Here is a 16,301-nt window from a genome sequence, read left to right as displayed (position 1 = left end):
TGAAAATCCGGCCCGATCTTCTGGCAGTCTGAGATGGCTTGGTATGGATAAGCCCCCGCCCTCGGTCTCACCGCCAACCTCCTGATCGGGGACCGAGGAGCCTCGGGTTTCGGTCGGACTAATTCCGGAGCGTGGAGTCTTGATATCTTTGGTCATGGCACAGCTCTCCTGTTCTCGGCGCGCTGCCGAGCTGGTCGTCGGGAGATGCGATAGGCTTCCCGAAGCGTTGATCGAGCAGACGGAGGTCCGCTGAGATCAGTGCGCTATGCGGTTCTGTGCGTCGGCGATCCGGGAGGCGGATTTGGCATATCTGGCGTTCGCCAGGCCGCAGCAGTTCAGCGCGTCCGCCGAGGCGGCCAACGCGTCGAGGGCGTGCGGACGTCGCAAGTCGGCAGCGGGCGCTACCTGCTCAGCCAGCGGCAGACCATCTGTCCGTTTAGGAGAAAAATGATTAGAGACGAGCTGTTTGCTCATGACGAAGATCCTTCCTGGCTAGATAAACAGGCTAGCTGTGGAAGGACGAACCGAAGCCGATGTCAAACATCGGCGTGAACTCACACCGATGGCTTAGACCTTGGCTTTGTGGCCGTCCTGCCCAACTATCGATATGAATTTCATCATGGAATTCGGTTCCTCTGTTCCGGCAGGATTGGTGCCGGGATCGGCGTTTTGACGGCAAAGGTTTGAGATCTGGTTAGGAAAATCCTTCAGATTCGATAGGATCCGAACTTCTTCGATCGCGATATCGAAATCCTTGTCTTCGTGGTCAGGATGCCGCGAGAAGGTAGGACAAATGATATCGATTTTGCTATCAAAGTGGCGACTGTAGAAGTCATCCGGCGGCTATCGACGCATGGTGCGAGACAAAGACGGAGGAGCCATATGCCTCTTCCAGATAGCGAACCCGCTACTCCTGCTCCATACGCATTCGCTTCTGCTCAGCCTGCTGCTGACGCACAGTCTCGGTACAGTCGCCGCGCCAACACGGGCTGACGGTGCCACCGACACTACCCGACGCAACCAATCCAAGCGATACTTCACGACCTTGCACCGAGGAATCATATGCCCCCTTCGACCGAGCCGCCGATTTTCTTGGACTGTTTCCGAGATATTCTAAGGAGCCGAGGCGAGACTGCCGCACAGTCACCCGAAACCAGTCTCACGAGAAGAGGCGGCGATGAACTCTTCTACACGCCGTTCGAGCATGTGTATCCGAATGCCAGTCTCGCCGTGGTCGGCATTACTCCCGGCCCCGAGCAACTGAAGCTTGCCTACCGAATGTTTGGCAGCCGTCTGAAAGTCGGACAAGCGGACGAGCAGATTCGGTTGGAAGCCAAAAAGCAGGCTGCGTTCGGCGGCCCCTCAATGCGTCCGAATCTCCTTAAGATGATGAGGCATTTCGGCTTGGCCGGAATCCTGGGAATCCGTGATGAAGAACAGCTGTGGGGAGACGCGGCCGACCTGTTCCATGCGACCTCGGTCATTCCGCACGCGGCCTTCAGGAACGGCAAGATGTTCGCCGGAAGCTTCGACGACGTTCTTCGGTCGGACGTGTTTCGCGAGGGGTTCGAGCGAGACTTCGTTTCTTCGCTGCGCCTTATGTCAGACCGGACCCTGTACATCGGCCTGGGTCCGACGCCTCTCGCCGCTCTGGACTGGTGCGCGAAGGAAGGGCTGATCCGCGGCGACCAGGTTCTTGGTGCCTTTGCCCATCCTTCAACGAGCGCGGGAAGTCAGGTCGACGTGTACCTGGGACTGAAATCGCCGGACGACCTGAGCGCGGGCGACCCCGTCCGGAAACGGATTCAGTTTCTCCTTCCGGCTTACGCTCGGATGAGAGCGGCGACAGATGCACTCCGCGGGAAACATGGCCTCGCTTTGGCGCTATCGCTCCCACGACCGGATGGTGCCGCCCGACCATCCGCGCCCAATGAAACGAAGCCAGCCATTGCCGCCAATCCTCCGAGGGAAAAGACAACCGGGGGCAAACTGTCAAGGGGGCCGACGAGCGACGGAGACACCGGAAATCCGTTACGCGACCTCATTCAGGCAAAGATGGATTGTGATCCGCGGCTTCTCCAGCATCCCGACCGCAAGCCCGGCGGTACCAAGAAGATCGCCGTCTACAATACGACCAACGGTCGGACATTGGCTCTGGACAAGACTTCTAACGGTAAGCAGCCGATATGGACCCTGGCTTCTGACGTCGGTCACGACTGTTTTCCGCACATTGCGGGAGAAACGTACCCGGTCGAAAGGGGTCGCAACTCCAACCTCAATGTTCCGGAGCTTAAGGGGCTGGCGTTGAACCGCTTTTATCCGCAGACACTCGACGAGGCAAAGGCCATCATCGACTTGGTCTGCGAACGAGCCGCGATCTAGCGGTCCCGTTCTTGAGTAAGCCTCATACGGCCGCCGCAGCCTTCAAATATGAGCTGGCGATCCGCAACCGCCCGTCTCCGAAGCCTTTTTCGACTGCTTTGGTCGTGCCTTTTCTGGTCATGCCGACGCCTTCTGCCGGGGGTTGGCTGCAAGTTCGTCCGGGCGTGAACCGACAACGGCAAAGGCATCAGCTTCGACCCCCTTCCACCACGGGTCTCCCGTGCTCGACAGCCTTGCCACATCCTCCGGAGTGAGCCCCACCACCGAAGGGTTGAAGCCAAGCGCTTCACCATGGGAGCGCAGCCCCTCCCGGATTTCTTGGAGCGCGCTTTCCAGCTTTTCGGAAGATGAAACCACAGCGATGTCGAGATCGCTGTCTGGGCGGTCCTCGCCCCTCGCCACGCTGCCGTAAATCCAGGCCGCGAGTACGTTCGGACGAACTGCGGAGACCACGTCAGCGATTACGGGGAGAATGTTGGAATACCCAAGCCCCTCCTGCTCAAAGAGGGCTTCCAGTGATGCCCCCAGTGGATGTTTATCGTTGAACCGATAGAGGCAAGCTCTACCAGTCCCCTCTGACGATACGATGCCGATCCCTCAAGAGCAGACCAGACGCTTGCCCTTGCAAGCCCGCTGCGGTCCGCAAGCAATGGAGAAGAAAGCAAGCCTCCATGCCGCGACAGCTCCCGGAGCAGCCTGACGTTTGCGTCGGTGCCGAGAATGATAGTCAGTGGATAGCGCAAGGCGCTTTGAACTGTCGATCGTGCCATGACACGGGTTCCTTCTGTCTGGAACCGATGGCACATTGAGCGTCGGATATCAAAGCGTACGTTTTGTTGTCTAAACGAACGTCTTGTTATCCAAGCATAACTGTCGCCACGTCGATTCAAGAAAATGATCGTGCCTCTCGGTTAACAGCGTCTCGCGTGCCCCGCGCGATCGCCACGTTCCTTTGCGTGAAGCATCGCCTGTGCTTGCTAGTCGTCTTCCGTAAGACTGCGTGTCTTCGCCGGCTGCGCCGAGGTCCCGGCATACTGACGACCGCAGCCGAAGAGAGACGACAGAGGCCGGAGATTCTGAAATCGTGAAAGGTCAGAGGTGCTCGAAGCCGTTATCAGTCAGCTTGAGAAACTTGCCGCCGTCGAAAGTCAGATAGCCTTCGTGGATCAGGCCGTTGATGGCGCCGCCGCCTTCTGTCCCACGGACACCGTGTTTCGAACCGAGCTGGATTTGCAGATCGGTGACGTTGGCTGCGATTTCGCCGGAACGGACGCCTGGATTTTTCTCACGGATATAGTCAAAAATCCATTCTTGGATTTCTCTCATTGAAGGCTCTTTCTCGCGATGGGCCTTTGCACCCAGCTTCAGAAACTTGCCACCGTCCCACGCAAGAACCTCTGCTTCGACGAGCGCCTTTATCGCATCCGTGTATTCGTCGGCGCGGGCGCCGAATTCCTTCGCAGTGCGCAGTTGCAGGCTCGTGATGTCGGTGACGATCTCGCCGGGCCGAACAGCCGAATGATTGTTGCGGATGTATTCCTGGATATAGATCTGAATCTCTTCCGTAGTTGGCACCTTGGCCATTGGTATTTCCTCCGTTCAAAAAGTGAAAGGTTATCAAATTCAATCAGCAGGTAGCGTTCGTCGCCGCCGCTTTCAAGATCCGGTTCTCCTTGCTTGGCCTGCGTGTCACAGCTTGCAGGGGACACAGCCGCGAGGCGCAAGGGAGGAACCGTCGGCCAACCGGGCCGCCGGCTTCGCGATGAACCACGACGAGACGCTCGAGGGCCAAAGCCCAATCACTTGGTGGACATTTTGGCGATCGCGATCGCCGATTCAAATCGCTCTCGAGTAGCAGCCCGAATGCGTTGCAAGCCGAACTGCTCCGCTAGCTTTTCAATGACCTGGCCGTCGGAGAGCCTGACGCGCAGATACGGCGACGCCAAGCTAGCAAGTTCGGCAAGCGGCGTGTCACCATGGGATCGGCTTCCATCAACCGAAACCCGGAAGGGCACCGGGCGATCCGTCACGGATCCTTCTGGCCAGAACACGTCCCGTTCCTCCTCACGAGATCGGGGAAAGCGCAAGTCTACGGCGTCGGTCACCATCTTCTGTATGATTGAACCCGTCCGCTCCATGCCATGTGCTCTCGCGATCCGGATAGCGAGAATATCGCCGTAGAGCGGACCCTCCGTCTGAATGACATACGCGATCAGCTGTCGAAGCGTTGGACGATAGCTTGCCTCGTAAAAGCGATCCGGGTCCGGCGTCAGCCCAGCGGCACCGAAATCGGTGACGACATAGGACCCAGGCACCCGATTGACAGATGATTTAGAGGTCGCAGCCTTCGCATCACGCGATATCGTCGGCGAGAAGGGCGAAGGCTGTCCCGACGGCATCTGCCCGACGTCCGCGCCGATGCGCTCTATGACGCTGCAGATGCGATCCAGGTACAGCCTCTTTTCCACCGGGTCGGTGCCGGACCTCTGGTAGTGCGGGACACGAGTGAACCAGTCGTCGGGATCGGTGATCCTCTGGCTGACGAACGTTTCGATCATGGCTTCGCGAAGGATGGAACGATGCGGCTCCCAGTTGGAGGCCGACGGCCGGATGATCTTTTCCCTAAATGACGCCAAGGCTTCGTACGCCTGGTCAGCAGTCAAACTACCGCTCCCCTCAAACGGGTCGGCGCGATCGTCCGTTTCGGCCTGCACGTCCGAAATCGCGTGCTCCGCTATGGAGTCAAACAGGGCTTGGCCATCAGTGTCATCGTCGGTTTCTGTTTCTGGCAGCTCCGCGACTGTGACCTCGATCGCTGGCAAATATGTGGGGCCAAGTCGATAGTCCTGAAACGCCGACATTGGCTTAGTCCGCAACTCCTCAAGCCGCTTGAGGAGCTTTTCCGTCTGAGCGTCCGGGCTGTCAAACCAATCGGTCGACCAGACCCGAAGGATGTTCCAGCCCAGGCCCCTCAGAACCTCTTCGCGCAACCTGTCGCGGTCACGCGCACTCTTGCTCGAGTGATACTGAGCTCCGTCGCATTCAATGCCTGCGAGGAACATTTCTGGGTGATCCGGATGCCGTATTCCCAAGTCAATCTTGAATCCGGAAACTCCTACCTGCATGTCCACGGTATGGCCACGAGCGCGAAGACGGTTGGCCACCTCAGTCTCAAATTCACTGTCGGCCTCGCCGCCAATCAACTGGACCGCAGCACGTCCCTCGGTTTCGGTATATTCGAGATATCGTTTCAAAACATGGACGCCGTCTTTGCTGGTTTCCGTCGGTCTGACGTCTTCGGAGCCAAACGAAGCGAAAAGACCAATGCGGATTCGAGCCCGGGAAAATAGTACGTTGAGACGACGATGACCCTGCTTGCTGTTAATCGGGCCGAAGCGCTGCCGCATGACAGTCGCGCCGGCTTCCTTGCCGTAGGTCATCGATATGAAGATGAAGTCGCGTTCGTCGCCCTGAACGTTCTCCAAGTTCTTCACGAACAAAGGTTCGCCCTTCTTCCCGGCTTTCTCCCTATACGTCTCGACAAGTTCGTCGTCGCCCGACATCCGTCGCAGGGTTTCCTCAATGAGGTCTCTCTGGTCCGTGTTGAGCGCGACAATACCCAAGGTGGGAAGCGAATCCTCATCGCTATTCGAGAAGTGCCGCATGAACTCAATCGCCTCTTCAGCGACACGCTCGGCTTCGGCGACATTCCGCCTAGCCTTGTATTCCCCATTGACGCGAAGCAGGTCGATAGAGAAAGAGCCAGGTTTTGCGGCAGGGAACGTGACGAGGCTGCCCTCGTAAAAGTTGTCGTTTGAGAACCGGATTAGGCTCTCACAACGGCTGCGATAATGCCATTTCAGGCGCCTGACCTCACCGAATACCTTCTGGCATCGTTCAAGGATCGACTCGTCATCGATCTCGTCCGCATCTTCGTCATCAGTGGCCGGATTGTCGCTCGATCGTTCAAAAAAGCTCGTCGGCGGAAGCTGTTTCGGGTCGCCGACCACTACGATCTGCCGCGCACGCAACATGGCGCCCAACGCGTCCTCCGGCTTCATTTGGGACGCCTCGTCAATGACGAGCAGGTCAAATTCAAATCTGCCTTGCGGGAGAAACTTTGAAAGCGAGAGGGGCGACATCATGAAACAGGGCTTCAGAGCCCTGACAGCTTCGCCAGCCCTTCCCATTAGACCGCGAACTGGTGTGAAGCGCTTCTGCTTCGGAAACTCGTTCGCCAGAAGGCTCATTTGCGTCCATGTCTTCACCGATCCGTTGCGGAGGCCGTTCGGCGGCTGTCTTGTCAGCAAACGCGCCCGGACAGTCTCGCGGTCACCAAGGATCTTCTGCCTGTCACGCTCGGCAAACGTCTTTCGTTTCGCATCGAGTTCGTTGCCAGTCCGGTTAGCCAATGACGAAGAGAGACGCCGGGCAGCCTTGGCACGAAGTCGGGAAACGACCGCGTCAAATACCGCCGGAAGCCGCGAAGGAGGGACCAGCAGCCCATCTGTCTTGAAAAGGAATTCGACGAGGCCTGCTCCCTCGAGGTCGGCTCGGGAGCTGCGGAGGGAGATGAATTCCGAAAGCTCCTCTCTATGTTCCAGGAGGCTTTCAAGATGCGGGATCATGGACCGCACATCGAAGGCGTCCATGCCACGAACCCCGAATTCGTCAAGACGCTTCGCCGACTGGTTGAGCTGCCCTGTAACGCGGTCATATGACTCCGCCATCTCGCGAAGTCGGTCGCGCCACGCCCGGGCATCCGCGGAGAGAAGTCCTTGAAGGATCAGCCCGGGCAGTCGCGCGGACTTGACCGACCGGACATATCCAATGGCGTCTTTAGTTTGCGCGACCCCGTCGTTGTCAGGCGCCAGCGAGCGCACCGCGACGGCGAATGGGGATCTGTCGACCGCGATCAGCGCTTGCGACAAGCGTGCCCTGGCGGCATCGATCTCGGCAAGGGTCGAGAGCGAAAGCGTGGAAGATGAGAGCCGGTCATCCGGGTCCAGTCCGAGAATGCGTTCGAAAGCCTCCAGATCCTTGGTGCACTGTTCCGCAGCGTGCCCGATCCGGTGCCCGTCAATCAACTCATCGAACCGTGCGCGTCCGGCTCTGTACGAATCTGCCGTCCGCGAAAGTTTTGCGAATGCGGAGATAGAACTTACGGTCAATCCGACTATGGCTTTGGCAACGCTGTTTCCGTCGGAAAGCCCCGTGAGCTTATGCTCCACGGCTTCGCGCAGCTTGATCCCTTGATCGATAGCCACGAACGGCGTTGCCATCCCGGCCCAGGCTTTGCCAATCGCGGCTCCTGCGTCGCGATGGGACGCGAACGCCTCGACCGACCGGACATGTTTCGAGATTCGGACAAGCATGTCGACGGAGTTCGGTTCTGCCGGAAGCCGGAGCCGCGCCAACATTGCGCTCGCGGCTTTGACGTCTCCGCGCATCGCACTGAAGAGCCTCCCGATCCCGGTTTTTCGCAATGCAGCACCAGCTTCGTCAAGTTCCCGTGCGTCCGGCCATTTGGGTTCGGTGAACCCTCTCACCGCTTGGCGAAGTTCCAGCTGTTCGCGAGAAAGTGCGTTCCATTGATCAAATAGCTGGCCGAAAAGAGAGGTATCAATCTGGACAGCGCCGATCCATTGCAGGTGCTCAGGGTGAGCGCTCTCGGTGACCTCGAGAGCAGCGGCAACAGCGTCGAGAGCGTGAACGGGGGCGGACCCTCCCAAGCCTAGCAATTCCATTGCTTGGCCCATCGACTCAAGCGCGTCGAGGAACCCCTTGTTCCGGTGTATCGTGCGGTAGGCATGCGCCCGCAGGCCGACGGGGCTAAGCTCGGCAAGGCCTTGAGCCGGCAGCGCTGACACGATCGCCCGGGCCCGATCAAGAGTCGGCGCGTCGAGATCTCCTGCTGACGGCAAGTCGTCGACTGCTTGAACTGCCGAAAGGTACGACGATTGAAGGGACAACCCATGCTGCAGGCCATCGAGATCGATGGCGGCGATGGTGGCTATCTTCGAAGGGCTCGACGGCTCCGGTATGATCTTGTCGGCGGCCGACACCGCATCCCCATCTTCGTCGGAAAGAATGCCGAGACTCTCGTGGCGATCCATGAATTTCGCCAATTCCGCCGCCGCATCTCGAAGGCTTTGGATCGCCGCAAGAAACTGATCGCGCTCGTACGCCGGCAGGTGCCCCGGAGGGGTCGCACTCCATGGTGACGCCGACGGGTGTCCATAGGAATCATGAAACGCGTGCGCGCTAGCCGCGAAGATCTCTAATTTACCTCTGACGTCCCGCAGGTTGCGTGGGTCGCCTAGCAGATCGTCCGGCATATGGACGTCGTTGAAAAAGTCTCCAAGATCGGCGTTTACCGAACGTCCTCGGATCGATTTCCAAATCAGTTCGAACGGAGTCGCTCCATCTTCGGCTTCGGAGTGCAGATCGTTCAGATATTCAGAGATTTGGGCCCGTGCGAAGGCCCACGTCGTGTCCTCCTGTGCCGTAGCTGCCCTGGCGGACCGCCCGACGCCGATTTCGTATCGGCGGGCGAGGCTTTGGACCACAGCTTTGGGAGACGATCTGTCGGAGTGCAGCTCCAGGCAGAACTCGCCAACTCCGGACTTGTCGAGTCGCCGTTTGACAACGTCGAGGGCTGCCTGTTTCTCAGCCAGGAAAAGCACTGTCTTCCCAGCAGCCAGGGCATTTGCGATGATGTTCGTGATAGTCTGGGACTTCCCAGTTCCCGGGGGCCCTTGGATCACCAAATTCTTTTGCCGCATCACGTCCACGAGAGCGCTGTGTTGCGAGGCGTCGGCGTCTTGGATCAGGATCGGGGCGGCCTTCTCGATCTCCGGATCGTCGATAAGGTAATCTTCGGGAGAATGGAACGAGGGCCCGTCACCATCGGAGCCCTGCTCGAAGCCGCTTAGGAGCGAGCCAACAAGGGGATGTGCGGCAGGGTGGTTCTGCCACTTCTCCGGCTTGGTGTCCTCGTAGATTGCTATGCGGCTGAAGGCGAAATGGCCAAGCACTAGCCAACGCCGAACCCGCCATCTTTTCAATCCTTCGATGCTTGCCTCGACCTTGGCCAGATAGCTCTCGACGGATCCCCCGTCATCGGCGTCGCCGAAATCCGGAAGGTCTCTGCCAAATTTTGTCTCCAGGAATTTCTGAAGGCTGATGTTGGTTTCCGCCGCGCCTTCGCGGGCAGCCACCTCGTAGACGTGCTTTCCTCGCACCTTCTGCCGTTCGATCTTGACAGGGAGAAGGAGGAGGGGCGCGTAGATCGGCTTGTCGGAGGCGTCGCTGTCGTACCATTCCAGGAAACCGAAAGCCAAAAAGAGCGTGGACAGGCCCGCTTCCTGTTCGGCGAGCCGGGCCTCGGCGGAGATTTTCTCCATTAAGGCCTCGAGCTCGTCAGGATATTTCAACGTCTGGAGAAAGCGGTCGGAGTGCGTTTTCTTCGTGCCCGCCGGTTGAAGCTCGGGATTGGGGTCTATGCCGAGCGAACGCGCGTGTTCGTTGCGATTGACGTCCGCGCGCTTTGGCCGAGGGGGGAGTCCAAGTTGGGCACGCACGCGATCGCGAAGGGTTCTATCAAGTCGCTCGACAGTCATTTCGTCGTCGGTTGCGCTGGCGACCAAATTATCCAGCGCGGTCAGGTAATCGATGTCGGAAACCTTTGCGTGTTCCAACGCGTCAACAAACTCTTCGGTCTTTTCTTCTGGCGGAAGGCCCTCCGGCTCATCGAGATGGGCAATCCTGAACGAACCATCGTCGTCGACGAGTTTCGAGTATGCTTCCTCAAGAACCTCATCGACGATTTGCAGCTGGCGTTTTGAACGGGCGCTGATCGTGTAATTCAGCATCCGATTTTTCTTGGTCAAATCCAGAAGCTTTAGTCGGAGCTGCTCGTAGATATTGCCAAGCCTGTCCAATTCGCCGCGATCAAGCATCCCAAACCTGTCGTTCATTTCCGCCTGACGGACGACGTCCACCCCGGAAACGTTGGTATCACACATGCGATTGGGAAGTGACCCCGGATTCCTGTTTTCACACTGCGAAGATGCTAGATCAGTTCCGGTGAGCTGCAATTGCGTTTGCATGGCGTCGCGCCAATCAGGCGTCCGACCGGACTTTGCTCGTTCGGTCACTTTACGGGCTGCTGCAACATTTCTCTGGAGTTGCCCGGCTCGATGCGTCGACCGGTGCTCTAGTTCTCGCCGCAACAGCTCGAGCGTAGGTCCATCGGATCGCATTTCTTTGAAAATGCGTTCGAGTTCATCGATTCTTTTCGATTGGTAGGGTCGGGAGGGCATGATGCGTATGGTTCGGTGTTACAGGCCAATTCTTTCTCAAAATTGTTTCCGGCTATCAAGCGCGAGGGAGGTAGCGACAATCGCCTCAGGGCGACATTTCCTAGAACAATCCCTGGTCATCCGCATAGCCCGTTTCGATCTGCAAACAGGTGACAGATTCTGTGGTTCTCCTCTGCCGCAACTCGTATAGATCGTCATTATTGTTGTCCGCGTGCGTTTCTTTGCTTAAGAGGTCTCGCACGGGCTGACCATGGGAAAGTGGGCAAGGGGTAAAGAGTTGACGAAGGCGTTTGATGGGCTCAACCGGATCCTGGAAAAGGTCCGCGAGACGAGCCATGACTTTGTGGTCACGACTGAAATATTTCCAAACTTGGACGTAGACAGAGTCGCACGAGACATGAAGCTCGCGGAAGAAGGGCAAGCCCGCGGTGCAGCTGACCAGCCCTCGAAGACCTCGAAATCACTTGATGACGTCGAACTGGCGATCGTCAGCAAGGTCCAGGACACCAGGAACACCGCGTACAATAACCTGGAAGACCAGCTCCATTCGTTCGCCAGCAGGCTGGGCGGCCTGGACTTCGAAGGGCAGTTTTCCGACATCCACAAGGCAAACGCCGAAGGCGTTTCCAACTTCAAGGCGGAGGTCGTCAGGGGACGCAACGAACTCCATGGTTTGCGACGGGCACTGAACGCTGCCGAAGAAGACTATGCCGATTTCCGCAGGCGGCACGGGATCACGCGCGCCCCGCGGCTGTCGGAGGGCCACGTATGGTTCTTCAAGGTGTCGTTCCTGTTCTTCCTGTTTCTCGTCGAGGCGATCATGAACGGCGTCTTCCTCGCGAAGGGAAGCGATATGGGAATTGTCGGGGGCGTTACCGAGGCCATGAGCTTCTCGTTCCTCAATATCGGGATCGCTTTGGTTTTCGCCCTGTTTTGCGTCAGCCTCACCGTCCACCGGTCCCTATTCCTGAAGCTTCTCGGATACCTTTCCATCGGTGGCTATGCTGCGCTAGCCGTCGCGCTGAATCTTGGGCTTGCGCATTATCGAGAGGTAGCCGGGAGCATTCTCGAAGATGCTGGACCTATCGTTATGGATAGAATCCGGCATGACCCGCTCGGACTCGTGGACGTCAAATCCTGGCTGCTCTTCGGCATCGGCCTGATGTTTTCGATCTTTGCCTTTATTGACGGCTGGTACCTGAAAGACCCGTATCTCGGATATGCGGCAGTGTACAAAAGGCTGCTTTCAGCGCGCACGACGTACGCGACCCGTCAGGAAGACCTTATCGAAGAACTGCTCGGCGTACGGGACGACCACAATGAGAAGGTCGACGAGATCATAAGGGACCTCAGCGGCCGCCGCCGGGACCACAATGCGATCATCGCCCATCGGGCGAAGCTGCTCTCCTTGTTTGTCCAATACCAGGAGCAGCTCGAGCGGACTGCAAACGTGCTGCTTAAACGCTATCGGGAAGCCAATGCCAAGGCGCGGACGGAAGCAGCTCCGAAGTACTTCGACGGCGCATACAAGCTGGACCGCATCCAGCCCACGAAAGCAGGGGAAAGTGAACTGACCGATAAAGACGTCGCCGAGTCCATACGCAAGGCACAGGCAGACCTATCCGACCAGATCAGAAAAATCGCTGCAGTGTGCGACGACGGCATCGACCAGTACCGCGAACTGGACAAGCTGCATCCAGAGACGGCTCCCAATGGCTAGAACGAGAAGAAGGAAAAGCCGCAAACCGGGCCGATTGGGCACTGTTGTGGCCGGCATATGTTTGCTCGTCCTCTCCGGAGCATTGATCGGTGGATTGGGATACCTTTACGCGAAGGCCAGTTCCCAAACGAAGCTGGCCAAGGAAACCTTGTGTCCGCTTGACGGCCCCGTGGCGGTAAACGTGTTCTTGGTCGATACGACCGATCCGATCTCCGACACGACGCTGCTCGATATCAAGAATAGGTTCCAAAAGACCATATCGTCGATCCCGGTCGGCGGATTGCTGGAGATTTTTGGCCTTACCGAGAACCCGGGCGAACTCGTCAAGATGTTTGACGGCTGCAATCCTGGTGACGGCTCCTCAGTCGACCAATGGACCAATAATCCTGCAAGACGCCAGCGCCAGTGGGAGGAAGCCTTCAACAAGCCGTTGGATAAGGTTTCGGAGAGCATCCCTAATGGCCAATCCGGCAATCAGTCGCCGATCATGGCGGCCATTCAAGAAATCAAGCTCACGGTTTTCGACAAGTTTTCGAAACCCGGTGCTGCGAAGCAGTTGATCGTCGCCTCCGACATGATCGAACACACGAAGCTGTACTCCCAGTACAAGTCCGGGGTCAGCTACGAAGCGTATCTGAACAGTCCAGCGAACGCGAAATACCGGACGACGCTGGATGGGGTCGACGTCGCGATCTGGTATGTCGATCGCGCGGCCAAGCCCTTTGACGGGCGCGATCATCTGCGGTTCTGGGCTAACTGGGTCTTGGAGAATCGCGGCAACTTTCTGCCGTCGCCACGACTGGAGGGAATGAATTGAACCGTCACGCAGTCGGCGAAGAATTTTCGACCGGTATTCTCCGGAACCTGCCGCTTTATGCCTTCGCCGCGTTTACCCTCACCGGTTGCATCTTCATCGCGGTCTCGAAGCTGTGGGGGGTGAATCCGTTCGTTTCCATGACGGTCCCGATCATGCTCATGATCGGATATTTGTCGCTGTCCTGGTTTTCGGGGAGGGTCCGGCTCCACGAAGAGCAGACCGGCGACAACCTCTATTACATGGGCTTCCTGTTCACGCTGTCGAGCTTGGGCGTTTCCCTATATCAATTCACCTCAGTGTCTTCGACAGACGACGTCATCCGGAACTTCGGCATCGCGATCACGTCCACGATCTTCGGAATCGCGCTCCGCATCCTCTACAACCAGACGCGGCGAGACGTTCTCGATGTCGAGAGGGCGACACGCCACGAATTGGCAACAATGACGCGACGCGTACGCTCGGAGATGGAAAGCGCCACGCGCGAATTCGCCGATTTCCGTCGGGTGAGCAATCAGATGATCAGCGAGGGCTTCGACGAGATCGTCAGGCATGCTGATGATACTGGGGAGCAACTGAAGGGCGCTTTGGAAAGGATGGCGAACGAAGCCATCAAGCCAGTTCAGGATGCGTCGGCGAAACTCAGCACTGCGATCGACGCCAGCTTTGGTCAGATCGCATCCAAGCTCTCCGAAATCGCGGAAAAGGTCGACAGCTCCGGTGACGTGTTCGAGAAGGCCAACAGCGGGATGGCGAGCTCGACGTCTCAACTCGGAAGCCAAGTCGACGCCGTGGCCAGGAAACTCGAAGCGGTCATGATACCCGAAGCCGTCCTGAAGAACGAGCTCGGTCCGCTTGTCAGGGAGCTCGGCAAAATCGTCGTCGACTACGGCGCCAGGACCGAGGCCCTCAGCAAAGATCAGGCTCACCGCATGGACCTGATCACCAATGCCGTCGCGAAAATCGTGGAGACAAGCGGGAGGTCGCTTCAGATCATGGAGAAGTCGGTAGAGGCGTCGGCTCAAGTTCAGCGGAGCACAGACAGCCTCGCTCGCCATATCCAACAACAGAATGCGGAGATGCAGAAGTTCCTTGAGAGGATGCTCCTCGAAACGCGTGCAGGCTCTAAGCCCGGCGTATTCGAACCTCTATCCGATGGCGCTTCAGGGGGGGCAAACGGTGTTCACCATTTCACCGACGGCTTGGGGTCGACTCCGCTTCTCGACGACATCGTTGCTTTGGCTCCCCCTGTCGAAGTTCAAGCGCCGCAGCCAAACGGCCAGGATGCGCCCGAAGCGGCAGGGGATGCAATTTCCCCCGTGAATAAATCTGTCGAGAGTGAATCTGACAGCAAGCGGTGGTGGAACCGTCGTTGAGTACTCAGGGAACGTCCGTCTCAAGCGAGCAGAGAGGCTATGGCCGCGGCCTTATTCTCGGTCTCACCATGGCCGAGTCCATGCTGTTGCTCGTCTTCTGCCTCTTGTTGGCAGCGGGTGCGATCATCGCGAGAGAGCGGTCCACGTCCGAACACATCAAAGCGGACAAGCTGGCGGTCGAGGTTGAACTTCAGAAGCAGGAGGCCTCCAACGCTCTGCTCGAAGAAAAGCTCGAGGTCTTCCGAAAGACAGTTGCTGGAAGCGACGAACTCGAAAAGGAATGGCGGGAACTGGAACTCGCAAAAACGAAGGTGGACCAGATATTGGAGACCGGTCTCACTCTCGAAGAAGTTGTGCCCATGGCAGGACGGCTCCGGGATTCCGGGCTGACTGCCAACGACATCGAAAAGCTTGCCCCGGCGATCAAAGTGCTCCGAGACAAGGTCGTCGTCTCACCCTCGAAGCTGACGCCGGAAGAGCAACTTCTTGAGGTAATCCGCAAGGCTAAGGAATCTGAAGGCAACGCAAAGCCCCACGAATGGCCGCCGATTATCAGCCTCAGCGAAACGAACGGATACTTCTTCAAGTCGGGTAGCGCGGAACTCAGCCCGAGCTTTGACGCGGCCTTGCGAGAAAACACTGCTGGACAGATTGCGGACATCGCCGCGAAATATGCGGTGGACGTCGTGGAGGTCATCGGGCACACCGATGAGCAGAAGATCTCGCGTCTTGGATCAAACCTTGATGCCGAGCTTCAAGACGTACTCGGCGGCACTGCCCCCGTCGGCGTGCTGCACCCTGCGGACAATGCGGGTCTGGGGTTAGCGCGTGCGATTGCCGTAGCCAAAGTCCTGAAGAGCGTACCATCTCTCCAGGCGGTTACCATTCTGCCCATGTCAGGGGCCCAACTGATCCTTCCCGACGACACCCTGACCAACGGAACCCAAGCAGGTGACGTGAAATCGCGGCGTCGGATAGAGATCCGGGTCAGGAAACGGAATTCGCCTTCGACAACGGAAATCGGCGCGAAGATTCAGTGAGGCAACTGCAGCACGGGTTAGACGGTTTCGACGATCAGCGAAGGGCGGGTCGCCACCCTGCAGCCAGTGCTTCGGCCTCCGAACAAAACCATCGCTCGCCCTTGCTCAGCGTGATTTGGGTCCTGTCGTAGTGTTTCTGCCCGGGCACGTGATAGATGCGCTCGCCTGACGAACTGATATTGCCTTTGATGCCGCATGCTTCGGAACCGGACGAGACGCCGACAAGCGGCGCGATCGGCTCGGCTGCACTTTTGCCAGTCCGCCGATCCGACCTCCACTCCCACGGACGCTCGAACGCGCCGATCCATATCCCTTTGCCTTTGGCCTTTGCCGTCGCCTGCAGTTCGGCGTAGGCGCCGTTGCTGTAACGCGGCCAGTCAAGAGCCCAGCCATCCCTGACGAGTGCAGCCTGAACGCTTTCTCCGTCCGCCCTGAAGCAGTTCCCGACGAAACGGCCGTAACGGTCGCGGGCGACGAATACGCATCGGGTCGGAGACGAGGCGGCCAGAAATTGGTCCACCGCTTCGGCGGCCTTTGCACCGCATCGGTATGCTTTGCCATTTCCGTCTGCACAGGTTTGAGACGAACTCGGGCGCGTCGATGCCATTGAAGCGGATGCGCTTGCCATGGATTTCGATTGTGTCA

Annotated in this window: 10 protein-coding genes; 5 read left to right on the top strand and 5 right to left on the bottom strand. The window is 58.1% G+C overall.

Annotated features, from left to right (window positions below; translation table 11 throughout):
* Positions 1-255: 255 nt before the first annotated feature.
* Positions 256-474: a hypothetical protein gene (locus tag AC1RUK_RS12750; protein ID WP_481835338.1), complete on the bottom strand. Its 219-nt coding sequence runs from the start codon at positions 472-474 to the stop codon at positions 256-258.
* Between the two features lie 588 nt (positions 475-1,062).
* Between AC1RUK_RS12750 and AC1RUK_RS12745 the strand changes: the two genes are divergently transcribed.
* A complete protein-coding gene (locus AC1RUK_RS12745; protein WP_481835339.1) occupies positions 1,063-2,382 on the top strand; it encodes a hypothetical protein in 1,320 nt (439 codons plus the stop codon).
* A 117-nt stretch (positions 2,383-2,499) separates the two neighbouring features.
* On the opposite strand, the gene AC1RUK_RS12740 is transcribed toward AC1RUK_RS12745, so the two are convergent.
* The 3 genes from AC1RUK_RS12740 to AC1RUK_RS12730 form a co-directional block, all read right to left on the bottom strand.
* Positions 2,500-2,835: a nucleotidyltransferase domain-containing protein gene (locus AC1RUK_RS12740; RefSeq protein ID WP_481835340.1), complete on the bottom strand. Its 336-nt coding sequence runs from the start codon at positions 2,833-2,835 to the stop codon at positions 2,500-2,502.
* 639 nt (positions 2,836-3,474) lie between these two features.
* The gene (locus tag AC1RUK_RS12735) at positions 3,475-3,966 is read right to left on the bottom strand and encodes a hypothetical protein (RefSeq protein WP_481835341.1); all 492 of its coding nucleotides are present in this window, start codon (positions 3,964-3,966) and stop codon (positions 3,475-3,477) included.
* Between the two features lie 215 nt (positions 3,967-4,181).
* A complete protein-coding gene (locus AC1RUK_RS12730) occupies positions 4,182-10,541 on the bottom strand; it encodes a DUF3320 domain-containing protein (protein WP_481835342.1) in 6,360 nt (2,119 codons plus the stop codon).
* 442 nt (positions 10,542-10,983) lie between these two features.
* Between AC1RUK_RS12730 and AC1RUK_RS12725 the strand changes: the two genes are divergently transcribed.
* From AC1RUK_RS12725 to AC1RUK_RS12710, 4 genes are all read left to right on the top strand, one after another.
* Positions 10,984-12,426, top strand: a complete 1,443-nt coding sequence (locus AC1RUK_RS12725; protein WP_481835343.1) for a hypothetical protein — start codon at positions 10,984-10,986, stop codon at positions 12,424-12,426.
* A complete protein-coding gene (locus AC1RUK_RS12720; RefSeq protein ID WP_481835344.1) occupies positions 12,419-13,243 on the top strand; it encodes a hypothetical protein in 825 nt (274 codons plus the stop codon). The genes AC1RUK_RS12725 and AC1RUK_RS12720 overlap by 8 nt, the downstream gene beginning before the upstream one ends.
* Complete coding sequence (locus AC1RUK_RS12715) at positions 13,240-14,616, top strand: hypothetical protein (protein ID WP_481835345.1); 1,377 nt, start codon at positions 13,240-13,242, stop codon at positions 14,614-14,616. The genes AC1RUK_RS12720 and AC1RUK_RS12715 overlap by 4 nt, the downstream gene beginning before the upstream one ends.
* 80 nt (positions 14,617-14,696) lie before the next feature.
* A complete protein-coding gene (locus tag AC1RUK_RS12710; RefSeq protein WP_246693357.1) occupies positions 14,697-15,656 on the top strand; it encodes an OmpA family protein in 960 nt (319 codons plus the stop codon).
* Between the two features lie 34 nt (positions 15,657-15,690).
* On the opposite strand, the gene AC1RUK_RS12705 is transcribed toward AC1RUK_RS12710, so the two are convergent.
* Complete coding sequence (locus tag AC1RUK_RS12705) at positions 15,691-16,176, bottom strand: thermonuclease family protein (protein ID WP_481840262.1); 486 nt, start codon at positions 16,174-16,176, stop codon at positions 15,691-15,693.
* Positions 16,177-16,301 lie beyond the last annotated feature (125 nt).

It is taken from the genome of Mesorhizobium monacense (assembly GCF_056781675.1).
This window is presented reverse-complemented; position numbering and strand designations above follow the sequence as displayed.